Source organism: Rhizobium sp. NFACC06-2, from assembly GCF_900101425.1.
GTDB classification, from domain to species: domain Bacteria; phylum Pseudomonadota; class Alphaproteobacteria; order Rhizobiales; family Rhizobiaceae; genus Agrobacterium; species Agrobacterium leguminum.
The window spans coordinates 1-16,263 of sequence record NZ_FMVA01000011.1 but is presented as its reverse complement, the minus strand read 5'-3'; the positions used below and the strand labels follow the sequence as shown (position 1 = coordinate 16,263).

Sequence of the window (16,263 nt, the reverse complement as noted above, 5' to 3'; positions counted from 1 at the left end):
TTTTGTGATGCGTCTCCTGTTAGTCGTTCGAGTTAAAAATCACTGCTTGGACCGGTATTCGGCAAACAGCGTCTGAAGATGTTCTAGAACGAACTCGGCAAATTCCGGGGCTTCGTTCTTGTCGATAGAGATATCCAGCTTGCGGTCGCTTTCGACCACCTTTGCCAGTCGACCGCCGGTTTGCGATGACCAGACGCCGGTTTTTTTCGCCTGCGCCTTGGGCTTCAGAAAATCCAGAAGCGACTTGAAACGTTCTTCCGATGGCAGGGCGGCAACAGATGCGTCCTTGACATAGGCACGGGCTGCTTCCTTGACCTGCGAGGAGGAAAGCTGATCGGCAAGATCCATCCAGTTACGACGGCCGACAGTCGGGGCCGGGCCAATCAGATCGACCAGATCCTCGGGAATGCGGCCGACAACCGAAAGCATGTTGGAGAGATCGCCCTTGTGCAGCGACATGGCGGCCATGATCGTATCCCGAGGAAACCGCATTTGCAGTTTCTGGGCAAAACGTGCCTTTTCGATATAGGTGAGGTCGCGGCGCTCGTTATTTTCCTGTCCCTGGGCGACCACCAGCTGCTCGTCGCTGAGATCACGAACGACCGCCTTGACCGGAATACCGAGGCTGGAAACGGCGCGCAGGCGACGATGGCCGAAGGCGACCTGATAACGACCCGGGAATTCGGGGTGCGGGCGCACCAGAATGGGAACCTGCTGGCCCTGTTCACGAATGGCCTCTACCAGACCCGCATCCGCCTCTTCCGAGGCTGGCATGCGATCCGGTATGAAAGAGGGATCGATATCGGCAGGGTTGAGCGAAACGATCGTAAGACCTTCCGCGAGCTGCTTTTCGATCTCTTCTGCGCGCTTGGCGCGTTCCGATACTTCGTTGAGCGACTGGCCGATCATGCCGACCGGGGAATTCAGAACATCCGTCACGAGTTCCGGAGAACCGAGGATGGGCCGGATACGCGGACGCGACCGCTCGGTGGCAGCCTCGTTGCTGTCGGCGCCCGGCGTACCGAGATTGGCGAAAATCTGTTTTCTGCTCATGCTGCCCTACCCCACGCTTTTTTAATCAGTCCTTCGATTTCAGCGTTTACGTTGTTCATGGCTTCCAGCGCGCGGTCATAGGTGGACCGGGTGAACTGGGTTCTTTCCACTTCGAAAAGTGTCTGGTTGGTCAGTCCGGCATCCGAGACGGCCGTGCTCTTCAGCATCGGGTGGATGAGGACGTTTTCACCGAAAATAGAGCGCAGGAACGCGACCATCTGGTTTTGCGGCCCATCGCTCGGTTCAAAACGGGTGATCAGGTAACGCATCCAGTTGTAGTCGGAACGCGCGCCCGCCCTGCCGATTTCAGCGAGAAGATCGCCGGTCATGGCAAGGAACTGGTTCATCGACATCACATCGAGCATTTGCGGATGAACGGTGACGAGAACCGATGTTGCGGCCGTCAGCGCCGAAAGTGTCAGATAACCAAGCTGCGGCGGGCAATCGATGACCACGACGTCATAGAAGTTCTGCGCCTGCGCTATTGCCTGGCCGATGCGGGCAAAAAACAAGGTATCTCCCGGCGCGCGACGCATCAGGGCGCGGGGCGTGTCGTGTTCGAATTCCATAAGCTCCAGATTGCCCGGAACGATATGGAGATTGGGAATATAGGTGCCACGAACGATCTCGGCGATCGGCCGGCGTTCCTCGTCGTAACGGATCGCGCCATAAAGCGTTTCATTCGGACCGACATCAATCTCCGGCTGATGACCGAAGAGAGCGGACAGACTGGCCTGCGGATCGAGATCGATGGCAAGCACCCGGTAACCGCGCAAAGCCAGATATTGCGCTAGGTGCGCAGATGTCGTGGTTTTTCCCGAGCCGCCCTTGAAGTTCATGACCGCGATGACCTGCAACTCTTCGCCGTCACGACGATGCGGCAGATAACGGCGTGTGCTACGCGCGCCCTGATCGAGGAATTTTCTGATCTCGTCCATATCCTCGACGGAATAGGAACGACGACCGGAAGCCTGCGCCGCATCGAGCTCCGGACGCTCGGCGGCGATCTGGCGAAGATAGGCTTCGCCGATGCCGATCAACCGTGCGGTTTCCGCCGGCGAGAAATGGCGCATGCTCTTTTCGGTGTGCGGTGAAAATGTATTTGCATTATGAGCCTGCAATTGGGCTGACAACGCAGCCGAATGCTGTTGTATAAGACTCGTCAGGTCGGGTGCTCCTGCGGCACGTCTTAAATCGGCACTCTGTGTCATCGGTCTTCTTTCGCTCGAAATTGCAGTAGCGGTTTTTTTCGAAAAAGGCGGTTTTTTCCGCAACTGAGATATAAGCGCCGATTCTCTTTTTGGCGCAATAGGCTTTTTTCTCAGGTTGGAAAGTGCCGCTAAAGCATTGTGGAAGAATCACATTTGCTTTTTGTGACGGTTTGACGGTTAGCCGCGGCTAACTTCTCATTGTCGATCATAATGAAGGGCGTCGTTGCGTCTTTTGGCGCCCCAGATATCCGTCCCGTGCGGAAGTTTGCCGCGGCTAACTTTGGGGTTTGATCTTCTATGGCTCCGATAATCCCGGCGGTAGAAAGTGAAGGGTGGACATTCGCATCTGTTTAATCTCTACTTGTTGACTAGAGTATCGTTGGGTTCGACACCCGTCGTCTGGCTTTTCAAGCTGTCGCAGGTTGGAGGAATGAATGTCCTATGATGTCGCTCTCGTCGGGTCGGGTTTTTCGGCCATCTGTACCGCCGCCCATCTTTTATCGTCTCTGCCGGCGGAAGCCTCTATCGCTATCGTCGGCGATGATTCGGATTTCGGGCGCGGCACCGCCTATCGCACGGAACTGCCCTATCATCGTCTGAATGTGCCGGCCGGGCGAATGAGTGTTTTCCCTGACAGGCCTGATGACTTTGTCGACTGGTTGGCGGAAAACGGGATCGCGGACAATCCCCTGCTGTTCGCTTCGCGCGGTGATTACGGTCTTTATCTTCGCGACAGACTGGCTGGTTTGCTTAGAAGCAGGGAGCAACGAGCCCGGCTGGACTTCGTTCGGGCCAAGGCTTCGGCCTGTCGGCCGGATGGCACAGGCGGATTTTCTTTTACGCTGGAAAATGGTGAGCAGCTGCGCGCGCAGAATGTCGTTCTATGTCTGGGTGTCGGCGCGGCGAGTTTGCCGGTGCAAACTGTCGCAAGGGAAGAAGAGGGCCCGCAACGTATCATCGGCCACTGCTGGCAGCCGGGATGGTTGTCCAAAATCAAAGCCGGAGATCGCATTTGTATTCTGGGGTCGGGCCTGACGATGATCGATCAGGTTTTGACTCTGAGGGGAAAAGGACATCAAGGGCCAATCCATGTCCTGTCCCGCCGTGGTCTGGTGCCGCATCCGCATGTCAGCCCACCGTCACCGCCCGCGGGGCCGAATTTACCTGAAGGCTCGACGGAGATTAGCCGGTTGCTGCACGCTCTGCGCAAGCAGGTGCGCGATGGGACGCCATGGCGCACCGTCATGGATGGCTTGCGACCGCAAACTCAATCGCTTTGGCAACGTCTTACACCTGCGCAACGCAGCCGGTTCCTTCGGCATGCCTTGCCGTGGTGGAACATCCATCGGCACCGTATCGCGCCGGAAGTGTCTCGCGCTTTCGGGAAGTTGCTTTCAGATGGTGTTCTTGAAATTCATGCAGGTTACCTTCGCTCCATAGAAGAAGGAGAGGAGGGGATCGCCGTGCGTTACCGCCGCAGGCATACGCAGATATTGAAGGAGCTGCAGGTCGATTGGGTCGTCAATTGCACGGGAATGGAGCGGGCCGGCATCGGCCATTCGCGGCTTCTTGAAACGATGCGCGGTGAAGGCGTTATTTTGCTCGATCCCTTCGGCCTCGGTGTAGAAGTTGACGGCCAGTCCCGTTTGCTTCGGACTGACGGACGAAGCTGGCCCGGTCTTTTCGCCGCCGGTGCGCTGACGGCGGGCCGCTTCTGGGAAATTACCGCCGTTCCGGATATTCGTGTGCAGGCGCAGAAGATCGCGCACGAGATCACGGACAGAGTGACAGCGAGCGATCGGCTTTCCGCACGGGGTTGAGTTGGTTGAAGGGCCGGCCGAAGCGAGACGTATCTTTGTTTTATCGTTTTTAGAACCTCTTCTCCGAGGTTAGCCGCGGCAAACTTTTTCTTTGAAGAATGTGTTGGAAATTCCGTAGATACCGAATTTGGCGAGTGTAACGCAGGGCGAATGCGCCGCAGAGGGCCGCATGATAAGTCTGCAGCCCCCCATGAATCACGGCATATATGGACCATGAGCAATACTTTTTCCTATAATCAACAGCGGTAAGCGTGGCAGCGGATTTTGCACGTAATGTGCGCGATTGCTAAATAATTTACATTGCTTATGGAAATGTGTCATGAAATCGGCTACAAATCGCGAAAATTTCTGAAATTATGAAAATAATTTGCGAGGACTTATGCAAAAGCCGAAACTGATACGATATGAGGCGGCGGACAATCAGGCTGGTGGACAGCGGCGACCATTTGCCAAGGCCGTCCGGGCTGGCGATTTCGTTTATGTTTCCGGGCAGGTGCCGACCGTCGATGGCGAGGTCGTGACTGGCGGAATCGTGGCGCAGACCGAGCAGGTGGTTGCGAATATCAAGGATGTTCTGGCGCTTGCCGATTGTACGCTTGCGGATGTGGTCAAGGTCAATGTCTGGCTGGACGATGCCCGGGATTTTTCGAGCTTTAACGCTGTCTTCCAGAAATATTTCATCGATCATCCGCCGGCACGCTCCACCGTGCAATCTCCGCTGATGGTCGATGCCAAGGTGGAAATGGACGTTATCGCCTACAAGCCGCTGGCCTGAAGCCCAATTTGCCGATGTTTGAGAGTAAATGATGACCTATCCCTGGCCTGATGCGGGCACACCCCTCAATGCGATTTCGACGCCGATGCCTGTCATCGACGAGGACAGGCTCGCCGCCAATATCCTCAAGGCGCAATCCTATCTGGATGATCACGACAAGGCCTTTCGGCCGCATATCAAGACGCACAAGATACCCGCCGTCGCAAAGCAGCAGCTTCAGGCCGGCGCCATCGGCATTAATTGCCAGAAAGTCAGTGAGGCGGAGGTTTTTGCGGATGCCGGTTTCGATGACATTCTGATCACCTATAATATTCTCGGTGCAGCAAAGCTGTCGCGGCTGAAGGCGCTGAATGCGCGCATCGGCCGGCTGAGCGTGGTTGCCGATAGCGCGGTCACGATTGCCGGCCTTGCCGATACATTCGATGCCGCAAGGCCGCTTGCCGTGCTGGTCGAATGCGACACCGGCGGCAAGCGCTGCGGTGTGCAGACGCCGGAAGCGGCACGGGCGCTTGCGGAAAAGATCGCTGCAGCCCCGGGCCTCACATTCAAGGGCATTTTGACCTATCCGGCACCGGGCGGAGCCGCGACGGTGGAAAACTTCCTGCGCGAGACCATGGCGTTGCTGGCGGCAAAGGGCATGGACTGCCCGGTGCGATCCAGCGGCGGTTCTCCGGATTTTTACGCCGCCCATCTCGTTCCTTCCGCCACCGAACATCGGGCCGGCACCTATGTCTATAATGATCGCGCCATGCTGCGCGCCGGACATTGCACGGCGGACGATCTCGCCATGCATGTTCTTGCCACCGTCGTATCGCGACCGACAGCCGATCGGGCGGTGCTGGATTGCGGCTCCAAGGCCCTGACCTCGGATCTTCTGGGTTTCAGCGATTACGGGCTGCTCGAGGGCTATGAAGGTGCGAAAATCATCTCGCTTTCGGAAGAACATGCGGTTGTCGATCTATCCGGCTGTGCCTCGGGCCGGCCTGAAATCGGCGATGTGGTCAAGGTCGTTCCGAACCACACCTGCGTTGTCAGCAATCTTTTCGACAGGATGGTTTTCCATCGAAACGGCTTTGTAACGCGGGTTGAGCAGGTCGCGGCCCGCGGTACAGTCTGGTAAAATTACCCGGCTAATTAAATTCTGAAATGAAGCTGCCGAAGGGCAGATTGCGGTACGAGAATCTAGAGACATGCGCATCTTCACGGCGTCACTCGCCACCGAAACCAACACGTTTTCACCTGTCCCGACGGATATGGACGCCTTTCGCGCGGCTTTTTATGCCGGGCCGGGGGAACATCCAGAAACGCCGACGCTCTGCTCGTCGCCAGTGCCGATCTTGCGCCGTCGCGGCCAGGCGGAAGGGTTCACGGTAATAGAGGGAACTTCCTGTTGGGCGGAACCGGCGGGCCTCATCCAGCGCCAGACCTATGAAACGCTGCGGGATACGATTCTCGCCGAACTCAGCGCCGCCATGCCGGTCGATGCCGTGGTGCTCGGTCTGCACGGCGCCATGGTGGCACAGGGTTATGACGATCCGGAAGGGGATTTCCTGTCGCGCGTCCGCGCATTGGTCGGACCGGATGTGCTGGTTGCGGCGGAATTCGATCCGCACAGCCATCTGACGCCGCTTCGGGTCAGAAATCTCGATATCATGGCGACGTTTCTGGAGTTTCCGCATACGGATTTCGAAGAGCGCGGCGAGCATGTGGTGGAAATGGCGCTGCGCACGCTTCGGGGGGAGATCCAGCCGGTCATCTCCACTTTCGATTGCCGCATGATCACCATTTATCCCACCAGCCGCGAGCCGATGCGCTCTTACGTCGACCGGCTGAAGGCGATGGAAGGCAAGGATGGAATCCTGTCAATTTCCGTCATTCACGGTTTCATGGCGGGCGATGTGCCGGATATGGGAACGCGCATCGTTGTCGTGACCGATAATGACAGGGCAAAGGGTGATGCGCTGGCCGAAAGGCTCGGCCATGAGCTTTATGCCATGCGCAAGCTGACCGCCATGCCGATGCTGGATACGGAATCGGGTCTCGACCAGGTTCTTGCCATTCGCAGCAACAATCCGGACAGACCGGTCGTCGTATCGGATATCTGGGACAATCCGGGCGGCGGTGTCGCCGGTGACGCCACCCATATTCTGCGGCGCATGGTGGAGCGCGGCATGGACAATATCGCCGTCGCGACGATCTGGGACCCGATTGCGGTGTCTTTCTGTCACGCGGCGGGCGAGGGGGCCGAGATCGATCTGCGCATCGGCGGCAAATCCAGCCCGGAAGGCGGCGAGCCGCTCGATTTCCGCATAAAGGTGATGCGCACGGCCGAGGCCGGCTGGCAGAGTTTCCGCAACAGCCGCGTAACGCTCGGCCGTGCTGCTGTTGTCCGGCCGCTCGGCACGCAGATCGACATCATCCTCATCACCAGCCGCACGCAAACTTATGAGCCGGATATCTTTTCCAATCTCGACGTCGATTTCGCGAAAAAAGACGTGCTACTGGTCAAGTCCACCAACCATTTTCATGCGGGGTTTGCGCCGGTCGCCTCCGAGATCGTTTATATCGCGGCCCCGACATCTTATCCGACCGATCCGGCGAAAACGCCCTATCGCAAGGCGAGCCTGGAGCTTTGGCCACGGGTGGCCGATCCGCTGGGCCTGGACTGAGGCGGCAGCGGTTTGAGCATTATCCGGACGGAACTTGTGAAGCCTTTTCCGGAAGGCTTCAGAGACGCTCGAGGGCGATCAGGAAAAACGCGCTTTCGCTTCGATCTCCTTCGACGGTGAACGGTAAACCGCCTTCGATCAGCAGACCATCCAGCTTCCCCAATCGTTTCTTACCTTCACCGGTTAAAATCGTCAGCGGGTCGAGCGCCAGCACAAGCGTCGTGTTTCCGGCGGCTTTTCCCGAAAATGGGCCGGAATGCCTTTTAACGACATGACGAAAGCGCGAACGGCGGGTCATTACGTTCAGATCGGTGATCGCGCCATCGGGTAGGGTCGCATTCACGGGAACATCGGCCGGAAAGGGCAGGGGTGGGCTTTCCATTGTCAGCAACAGCGGATCGCCGGCCGCAATTGCCAGCGCCATGCCGTTTCCCTCAAGAATGGAGAGGGTGCGGTCTATGCCGGGGAAGATCGAAAACGGCCCGTCGCTCGCCACTGTCGCCATGCTGATGCGCCAGTCGAAATTCTCGACGGAAGACGTCGGTGGAAAGATGGCGATTTCCACCGTCTCGCCGCCGCCGTTTTTCCAGGGCATTCGCTTGTAGTCGCTTGCGCGCAGCAGGGTCATGGTTTTCCACTTTTGAGGGGGATCGGCCGGAAAGGTGTTTCTCTTTCCGGCCGAAAGAGGATCAATTGCCGAGAATGCCGGGCAGGCGCAGGCCCTGTTCCTTTGCGCATTCCACGGCGATGTCATAACCGGCATCGGCATGGCGCATGACGCCGGTTGCCGGGTCATTCCACAGCACGCGCTCCAGCCGGCGAGCGGCATCGTCGGTGCCATCGGCGCAGATGACCATGCCGGAATGCTGCGAGAAGCCCATGCCGACGCCGCCGCCGTGATGCAACGACACCCAGGTCGCGCCGGATGCGGTGTTGAGCAGCGCGTTCAGGAGCGGCCAGTCGGAAACGGCGTCCGAGCCATCCTTCATGGCCTCGGTCTCGCGGTTGGGCGAGGCGACAGAGCCGGAATCCAGATGGTCGCGTCCGATGACGATCGGCGCCTTCAGCTCACCGTTCCTGACCATTTCGTTGAATGCGAGGCCGAGACGGTGGCGGTCGCCAAGGCCGACCCAGCAAATACGCGCCGGCAGGCCCTGAAATGCGATGCGCTCGCGCGCCATGTCCAGCCAGTTGTGCAGGTGCTTGTTGTCTGGCAGCAGTTCCTTCACCTTGGCGTCGGTCTTGTAGATGTCTTCCGGATCGCCGGAAAGGGCCGCCCAGCGGAACGGGCCGATGCCGCGGCAAAACAGCGGGCGGATATAGGCCGGCACGAAGCCCGGAAAGGCGAAGGCGTTTTCCAGCCCCTCATCCTTGGCGACCTGGCGGATATTGTTGCCGTAATCGAGCGTGGGAACGCCGGCGTTCCAGAAATCGACCATGGCCTGCACATGCACTTTCATGGAGGCGCGGGCGGCAGCCGCAACCGCTTTCGGGTCGCTTTCCTGCTTGGCGCGCCATTCGGCAACGGTCCATCCGGCCGGAAGGTAACCATGGACGGGATCGTGCGCCGAGGTCTGGTCGGTAACGATATCGGGACGAACGCCGCGACGGACGAGTTCGGGGAAGATTTCCGCCGCATTGCCGATCAGGCCGACGGATTTCGCCTCGCCCGCCTTGGTCCATTGGTCGATCAGCGCCAGCGCCTCATCGAGCGTATGCGCCTTCGCATCGACATAACGGGTGCGCAGGCGGAAATCGACGCGGGTTTCATCGCATTCGACGGCAAGGCAGCAGGCGCCGGCCATGACGGCGGCGAGCGGCTGTGCGCCGCCCATGCCGCCGAGACCGCCGGTCAGGATCCACTTGCCCTTCAGGTTGCCGTCATAATGCTGGCGGCCCGCCTCGACGAAGGTCTCATAGGTGCCCTGCACGATGCCCTGCGTACCGATGTAGATCCACGAACCGGCCGTCATCTGGCCGTACATGGCAAGGCCCTTCTTATCCAGTTCGTTGAAATGATCCCAGTTCGCCCAGTGCGGCACAAGGTTGGAATTGGCGATCAGAACGCGCGGCGCGTCCTTATGGGTGCGGAACACGCCGACCGGCTTGCCGGACTGCACGATGAGGGTTTCATCCTCGTTCAAATCCTTCAGCGTCGCGACGATACGGTCGAAATCGTCCCAGGTGCGGGCGGCGCGGCCGATGCCGCCATAAACCACCAGCTCATGCGGGCGCTCGGCCACGTCAGGGTCGAGATTGTTCATCAGCATGCGCAGCGGCGCTTCCGTCATCCAGCTTTTGGCATTGAGGTCAGTGCCCTGCGGCGAGCGGACATCGCGAATATTGTGGCGTGGATTGTTCATGTGCTTTCCCCTTATCGTTTCGTGTCGAGCGCAAATCTTTCCATGCGCGTGAGAATGGTTTTGAGATGGGAGCGAAGCCGTTCGGCCTTGCCCGTGTCATAGGCAAAAGGCGGCGTCTCGCTTTGAAGATGGGTGGATTGCGCCAGCTCCATCTGAATGGCGTGCACGCCGCTCTGCGGTTTTCCGTAATGGCGCGTCGTCCAGCCGCCCTTGAAACGACCGTTCAGAATGCTGTCGTAGCCCTCCGCTGCGGCGGTCACCTCGACGGCGATCTTTTCGATGGCCGGATCGCAGGTCTTGCCCATATCCGTGCCGATGTTGAAATGCGGCAGCTTGCCTTCGAATAGGAAGGGAATATGCGAACGGATCGAATGGCAATCATAGAGAATGGCGATGCCGTGGATGGATTTGACCCGCTCGATTTCCGCCGCAAGGGCCGCGTGATAGGGCGCGTGGAAGTTTTCCAGACGATAGGCGATATCGTCCGCTGCGGGTTCCTGTCCTTCATTCCAGATCGGCTCGCCGTCGAAATCGGTCTCCGGAACAAGCCCGGTTGTGTTCTGGCCCGGATAAAGGCTGACCCCGGCCGGGTCGCGGTTGGCGTCGATCACATAACGATGGAAGGTCGCCCTTACGGTTGTCGCGCTCTCGAGAAGGCCGGCATAGAGCTCATGGATATGCCAGTCCGTATCGGCGAGAATCTTGCCGTTATCGTTGAGACTATCCCAAATCTCAGCAGGAACATCCGTGCCGGTGTGAGGTAGTCCGAGGATGATGGGCGATGAACCTTCCTTGACGTCGAAGACACGCATCTCAAACCTCCAGCTTTGGCAGAATGCCGTCCGAAATCGTCGCGACCAGCGCGCCGGAGGCAATCAACTCCGCCGCAGCCTTCAGGTCCGGCGCCATATAGCGGTCTTCCTCCAGCGAAGGGACCGCCGCGCGCAACGCCGCAATCACCTTTTGCAGTTCGGGGCTCGTTTTCAACGGCCCACGCAGCTCCACACCCTGCACGGCCGAAAGCGCCTCGATGCCGAGAATGGCGAAGAGATTGTCCGTCATCGGCAGCAGGCGGCGCGCGCCATGGCAGGCCATGGAGACATGGTCTTCCTGATTGGCGGAGGTCGGTGTGGAATCCACCGAGGCCGGATGCGCCATCTGCTTGTTCTCGCTCATCAGCGCGGCGGAGGTGACTTCCGCGATCATCAGGCCGGAATTCAGCCCGGGCTTTTTGGAAAGAAAGGCCGGCAGACCATAGGAGAGGGCCGGATCGACCAGCAGCGCCACACGGCGCTGGGCGATCGCGCCGATCTCGCAAATGGCGAGCGCCGTCTGGTCGGCGGCAAAGGCCACCGGTTCGGCGTGGAAATTACCGCCGGAGACGACGGAATTGTCTGAAAGCACCAGCGGATTATCAGTCACGGCATTGGCTTCGATTTCCAGCGCGCGGGCCACCTGCCGCAGAAGATCGAGGCAGGCGCCATCCACCTGCGGCTGGCAACGAATGCAATAGGGATCCTGCACCCGCTCGTCACCCTCGATATGGCTGACGCGGATTTCCGAACCTTCCAGCAGATTACGAAGCGCAGCTCCCGCGTCGATCTGGCCCTTATGACCCCGCAGGCTGTGAATATCGGGATGGAAAGGCGCGGAAGACCCCATGGCGGCATCTGTGGAAAGCGCACCGGTAATCAGCGCCGCCTGTGCCGCGCGATGGGCTCGGAAAAGACCGGCGAGCGCCAGCGCCGTCGAAGTCTGCGTGCCGTTGATCAGCGCCAGCCCTTCCTTGGCGGCAAGCACCACCGGGGTCAGTCCGGCTTTCGCAAGCGCTTCGCCGGCCGGCAGAAGCGTGCCCGCATAAATGGCTTCGCCTTCGCCCATCATCACCGCCGCCATATGGGCAAGCGGCGCGAGATCGCCGGAAGCCCCAACCGAACCCTTTTCGGGAATGACGGGGATGACGCCCTTCTCCAGCATGGCTTCGATCAGCCGCACAAGTTGCAGCCGCACGCCGGATGCGCCGCGACCGAGCGAAACCAGCTTCAGCGCCATGATCAGCCGCACGACATTTTCAGGAAGCGGCGCGCCGACCCCGCAGCAATGCGACAGGATGAGATTGCGCTGCAGCGTCGCCACATCGGCCGCATCGATCTTGATGGAAGCGAGTTTGCCGAAACCGGTATTGATGCCATAGACCGGCGCATTGCCGGCAGCGATCTCCGCGATGCGGGCCGCCGCCTTTTCAATGCCTTTATCAAAGCTGCGGTCGAGTTTGGCGCTGCCGTTCTCCCAGTATATCGCGGCGAGATCGGCTAAGGTCACATTGCCGGGGTGAAGCGTGATGGTCTTCATGGTCATGGGCAAACCTTCTGTCCCTTGAAAATGCGGGCGTGGAGCGGATTGAAACCGATGCGGTAGACGAGTTCTGCCGGACGTTCGATATCCCAGATGGCGAAATCAGCGGATTTTCCGGCCTCCAGCGTGCCGGTTTCCGTAAGCAGGCCGAGCGCCTTTGCCGCGTTGCGTGTCGTCGCCGTCAGACACTCTTCCACGGTCATGCGGAAAAGCGTTGCGCCCATATTCATGGTCAGCAGCAGGGAGGTGAGGGGCGAAGTGCCGGGGTTGCAGTCCGTTGCCAGCGCAATGTCGGCTCCGGCATCGCGCAGGGCCTGTACCGGCGGCAATTGTTTTTCCCTGAGCGCGTAGAAAGCGCCGGGAAGAAGCACGGCCACGGTTCCCGCTTTCGCCAGCGCCTTAGCACCGGCCTCATCAAGATATTCGAGGTGATCGGCCGAAAGGGCGTTATAGGATGCCGCAAGCGCGGAACCGCCAAGGTTGGAAAGCTGCTCGGCATGAAGTTTGACCGGAAAACCATATTGTTTTGCAGCCTTGAAAACCCGGTCGATCTCCTCGACGGAAAAGGCGATGCCTTCGCAAAAACCGTCAACCGCATCCGCCAGCCCTTCCGCATGGGCTTTTTCCAGCCCAGGCAGAACGACATCGCCGATATAATCGGCGTTGCGCCCCTTATAGTCTGCAGGTGTCGCATGTGCGGCGAGATAGCTGGTGACGATGCGCACCGGCCGCAATGTCTCGAGCCTGCGGGCGACGCGCAGCATTTTCAGCTCGGTTTCAATGTCGAGACCGTAACCGGATTTGATTTCGACAGTGGAAACGCCTTCGGAAAGAAGCGTGTCGAGACGCGGCAAAGCCTGCGTCACCAGAGCATCTTCCGAAAGCGCGCGCGTGTCGCGCACCGAAGAAACAATGCCGCCGCCCGCTTTGGCGATCTCTTCATAGGTCGCCCCATTCAGCCGCATCTCGAATTCCATGGCGCGGTTGCCGCCGAAGACAAGATGGGTGTGGCAGTCGATCAGGGCAGGGGTGATCCAGCGGCCGCCGCAATCGTTGGTCTCATCGGCCGTTGCCAGATCGGCGGGCAGATCGCTCTCAGGGCCGGCAAAGGCGATGCGGCCGTTACGCACGGCAATGACAGCGTTTTCGACGGCGCCGATGCCTTCCATGGCGGGATTAAAGGTTGCCAGCCGGGCGTTGCGCCACAAAGCCGTGGCGTTCCCCGTCGCCGTTCCGTTTGCAGATTTGTTCCCTGGCATTTGCTTTTCGCCTTTCCTTTGTGAGTTAAATGTATATACATAATAATCGGCTTGGCAAGTTGCAATTTCGTGTTTGAAATGGCCTTGCCGGACAGAACCAAAGGAGAGGGTGGCATGACGGCAATTCACGCGGGCGCAGCGCTTCTGGTGGATGGATGGGCGAAGGATGTTCGCATCGTCTGCGACGAAGGTGCTATTTTATCCGTGGAAACCGGTGTTTCCCCGCAGCCGCAGGATGAGCGCCATGCCGTCATTGTCCCGGCCATGCCCAATCTTCACAGCCACGCCTTTCAGCGCGCCATGGCCGGGCTTGCCGAAATCCGTGGTCCCGGCGATGACAGTTTCTGGAGCTGGCGCACCGTCATGTATAAATTCGCACTCTCCATGACGCCTGACCATGTCGAGGCGGTTGCCGCCCAGCTTTATATGGAAATGCTAGAGGCCGGTTTCGGGCGGGTTGGAGAATTTCACTATCTGCATAATGACAGGGATGGCTCGCATTACGGCAATATCGCCGAAATGGCCGAACGTATCGGCGCGGCCGCCTCGCAGACGGGCATTGGCCTCACATTGCTGCCGGTCTTTTATGCCCATTCCGGTTTCGGCGGCCAGGCGCCAATCGACGGGCAGAAGCGTTTCATCCATTCGCTCGACAGTTACGGAAAGCTGATGCAGGGTGCGCAGGCCGTGGTGGACAGGCTGCCGGGCGCCACGCTCGGGATCGCGCCGCACAGCCTGCGTGCAGTGGCCGGCGACGAGCTGGCAGCCATCGAGCCGCTGGCAAAAGGCGGGCCGATCCATATTCATGTGGCGGAACAGACGAAAGAAGTGGAAGATTCGCTCGCCTTTTCCGGGGCGAGGCCGGTGGAATGGCTGCTTGAAAACGCGCCGGTCGATGGCCGTTGGTGCCTTATCCATGCGACACATATGACGGAAACCGAAACGCGAGGCATGGCAAAAAGCGGTGCTGTTGCCGGCCTCTGCCCGATCACCGAAGCCAATCTCGGCGACGGCATCTTCCCGGCTCCGGCGTTTCTCGCTGAAAACGGCCATTATGGCGTCGGATCCGATTCCAACATTCTGATTTCCGTGCCGGAAGAATTGCGAACGCTTGAATATTCGCAACGCTTCTCGCATCGGGCACGCAATGTCATCGCCGATGCCGGTCATTCCACGGGCGAAAAACTCTTCCGGCAGGCGCTCGAAGGCGGCGGCAGGGCTCTGGTGTCGCGAAACGGTCTGGAAAACGGAAAAAGCGCCGATTTCGTCTCTCTTGATGTTTCGGCCGTTCCTTATCTTCCGATATCCCAGATTCTCGATCAGTGGATATTCGCGGGCGGCGTTTCTGTCGATTCTGTTTGGGTGCGCGGCAAAAAGCGCGTGCAGGCCGGCCGGCATATCCACCGCCGCGAAATATCCGATCGTTTCAACAAGGTCATGGCTGAACTTCTCGATAGCTGATATGGGCTCGGCGGAAACAGGAAAAAGCCAGCGGGGAAAGGCATTGCGGACGTGACGAAAGCATCAGCCGGGCAGACCCTGCACCAGCGTATCCTCACTGAGATCGAGAGCCGGATCGTTTCGGGAGAATGGCCGCCGGGCCACCGGTTGCCTTTCGAGGTCGACCTTGCCGATCAATATCACTGTTCGCGCATGACCGTGAACAAGGTCATGGGCCAGCTGGCCAAGGCCGGTTTGATCGAACGCCGCAAGAAATCCGGCAGTTTCGTTCGCCAGCCGCAGATCCAGTCCGCCGTTCTCCAAATTCACGATATCGGGGCCGAAGTCGAATCCCTTGGCCTCGACTATGGCTTCAAAATCCTGAAGCGCGAAAGGCGCAGCGCGAAAAGCGCGGATCGTGAGCGGCTCGATGTGTCCGTCGGGACACCCTTGCTCGACATTCTCTGCATCCATTTCGCCGGTGCGCGCGAATTCTGTGTCGAACAGCGCCTCATCAATCTGACGGCCGTGCCGGAAGCGGCTGAAACCGACTTTACCGAAATTGCACCCGGCCCCTGGCTGCTCGGCCATGTTCCCTGGAGCACTGCCGAACACCGGATCAGCGCCGAAACACCGTCGAAGGAGATCGCGCGCTTGCTCGGCGTTTCCGACAGGCAGGCGTGTCTTGTCGTGGAGCGCCGTACCTGGAGCAATTCGGGCGCTGTCACCTATGTACGCTTCACCTATCCCGGCAATGCGCATGCGCTGGTCGCCCGCTTCAGCCCGTCTTCCGACTGACATCCGCAAGGCCTTCGCCCCTGTTATTGCGATATGGAGACCCTATATAGGGGAAGTCCCATCAAGCTTGGCGGGCACCGACGGGAAAACCGTTAAAAGTCGTTAATTTATACGATAATTTTCAAATTCCCTTTTACAATCAGGTACATATCACATTTCTTGTTTTTTTTGATATTGCTGTGTTGACTTGTTTGGCTGGGTAGATTTATAAGTCCGCTCACTGAACGAGGGCGGCGGCGCTGCTGGCGACGGCGACTTTCGTTCTGAAGAAATCAAGTTGATGAGCGGATTGCTTGTTGGGTTTCGGGGCTTATGGCTTTGGGGCGATTGATTTTGTGACTGCTTTGGGCGGTCTGTTATTTGACAATTGAATATGAGAAGAAAGAGAAACGTGGGCGGCGAAGCTTGCGGGGTCTGAAGGTAATTTGGATCTCAGGAATAGACTTTGACGGTCACGTTTGGATAAGAGAATACACCTCATTATGAGCGCAGTGATGCGCGGAATGATGGGTGTGAGTTC

General features: G+C 58.8%; 13 protein-coding genes. 6 read left to right on the top strand and 7 right to left on the bottom strand.

Features of this window, described 5'->3' with window-relative positions; all coding sequences use genetic code 11:
* Nucleotides 1-39: 39 nt before the first annotated feature.
* Together repB and repA are read right to left on the bottom strand one after the other, a co-directional pair.
* Nucleotides 40-1,053, bottom strand: a complete 1,014-nt coding sequence (gene repB / locus F3H58_RS18260) for a plasmid partitioning protein RepB (RefSeq protein WP_142845590.1) — start codon at nt 1,051-1,053, stop codon at nt 40-42.
* Nucleotides 1,050-2,264: a plasmid partitioning protein RepA gene (gene repA, locus F3H58_RS18255; protein WP_149743189.1), complete on the bottom strand. Its 1,215-nt coding sequence runs from the start codon at nt 2,262-2,264 to the stop codon at nt 1,050-1,052. Before repA ends, repB begins: the two co-directional genes overlap by 4 nt.
* A 434-nt stretch (nt 2,265-2,698) precedes the next feature.
* Between repA and F3H58_RS18250 the strand changes: the two genes are divergently transcribed.
* The 4 genes from F3H58_RS18250 to F3H58_RS18235 all read left to right on the top strand — a co-directional run bounded on the left by F3H58_RS18250 (nt 2,699) and on the right by F3H58_RS18235 (nt 7,528).
* Entirely contained in the window at nt 2,699-4,084 is a 1,386-nt protein-coding gene (locus tag F3H58_RS18250; RefSeq protein ID WP_149743188.1) for an FAD/NAD(P)-binding protein, read from the top strand.
* A 379-nt stretch (nt 4,085-4,463) separates the two neighbouring features.
* On the top strand, nt 4,464-4,859 hold the full coding sequence (locus tag F3H58_RS18245; RefSeq protein WP_059758295.1) for a RidA family protein: 396 nt from the start codon (nt 4,464-4,466) through the stop codon (nt 4,857-4,859).
* 31 nt (nt 4,860-4,890) lie between these two features.
* Nucleotides 4,891-5,979, top strand: a complete 1,089-nt coding sequence (locus tag F3H58_RS18240) for a D-TA family PLP-dependent enzyme (RefSeq protein WP_149743324.1) — start codon at nt 4,891-4,893, stop codon at nt 5,977-5,979.
* Between the two features lie 70 nt (nt 5,980-6,049).
* Complete coding sequence (locus tag F3H58_RS18235; RefSeq protein ID WP_149743187.1) at nt 6,050-7,528, top strand: M81 family metallopeptidase; 1,479 nt, start codon at nt 6,050-6,052, stop codon at nt 7,526-7,528.
* 58 nt (nt 7,529-7,586) lie between these two features.
* Here F3H58_RS18235 and F3H58_RS18230 read toward each other — a convergent pair whose 3' ends face one another.
* From F3H58_RS18230 to hutI, 5 genes are all read right to left on the bottom strand, one after another.
* On the bottom strand, nt 7,587-8,156 hold the full coding sequence (locus tag F3H58_RS18230) for a HutD/Ves family protein (RefSeq protein ID WP_149743186.1): 570 nt from the start codon (nt 8,154-8,156) through the stop codon (nt 7,587-7,589).
* 61 nt (nt 8,157-8,217) lie between these two features.
* Nucleotides 8,218-9,891 carry a urocanate hydratase gene (gene hutU / locus F3H58_RS18225; protein WP_020809629.1) on the bottom strand — a complete coding sequence of 558 codons (1,674 nt, stop codon included), beginning with the start codon at nt 9,889-9,891 and terminating at the stop codon, nt 8,218-8,220.
* An 11-nt stretch (nt 9,892-9,902) separates the two neighbouring features.
* On the bottom strand, nt 9,903-10,703 hold the full coding sequence (gene hutG, locus F3H58_RS18220; protein ID WP_149743185.1) for an N-formylglutamate deformylase: 801 nt from the start codon (nt 10,701-10,703) through the stop codon (nt 9,903-9,905).
* A gap of 1 nt (nt 10,704) precedes the next feature.
* Entirely contained in the window at nt 10,705-12,249 is a 1,545-nt protein-coding gene (hutH, locus tag F3H58_RS18215; protein WP_149743184.1) for a histidine ammonia-lyase, read from the bottom strand.
* On the bottom strand, nt 12,246-13,505 hold the full coding sequence (gene hutI, locus F3H58_RS18210) for an imidazolonepropionase (protein ID WP_149743183.1): 1,260 nt from the start codon (nt 13,503-13,505) through the stop codon (nt 12,246-12,248). The genes hutH and hutI overlap by 4 nt, the downstream gene beginning before the upstream one ends.
* Before the next feature lie 114 nt (nt 13,506-13,619).
* Here hutI and F3H58_RS18205 point away from each other — a divergent pair, with 114 nt between their 5' ends.
* Together F3H58_RS18205 and hutC are read left to right on the top strand one after the other, a co-directional pair.
* The gene (locus F3H58_RS18205; protein ID WP_149743182.1) at nt 13,620-14,966 is read left to right on the top strand and encodes a formimidoylglutamate deiminase; all 1,347 of its coding nucleotides are present in this window, start codon (nt 13,620-13,622) and stop codon (nt 14,964-14,966) included.
* A 51-nt stretch (nt 14,967-15,017) separates the two neighbouring features.
* Nucleotides 15,018-15,743 (top strand): histidine utilization transcriptional repressor HutC, encoded by a 726-nt coding sequence (gene hutC / locus F3H58_RS18200; RefSeq protein WP_149743181.1) that lies wholly within the window; start codon nt 15,018-15,020, stop codon nt 15,741-15,743.
* The last annotated feature ends 520 nt before the right edge of the window (nt 15,744-16,263 follow it).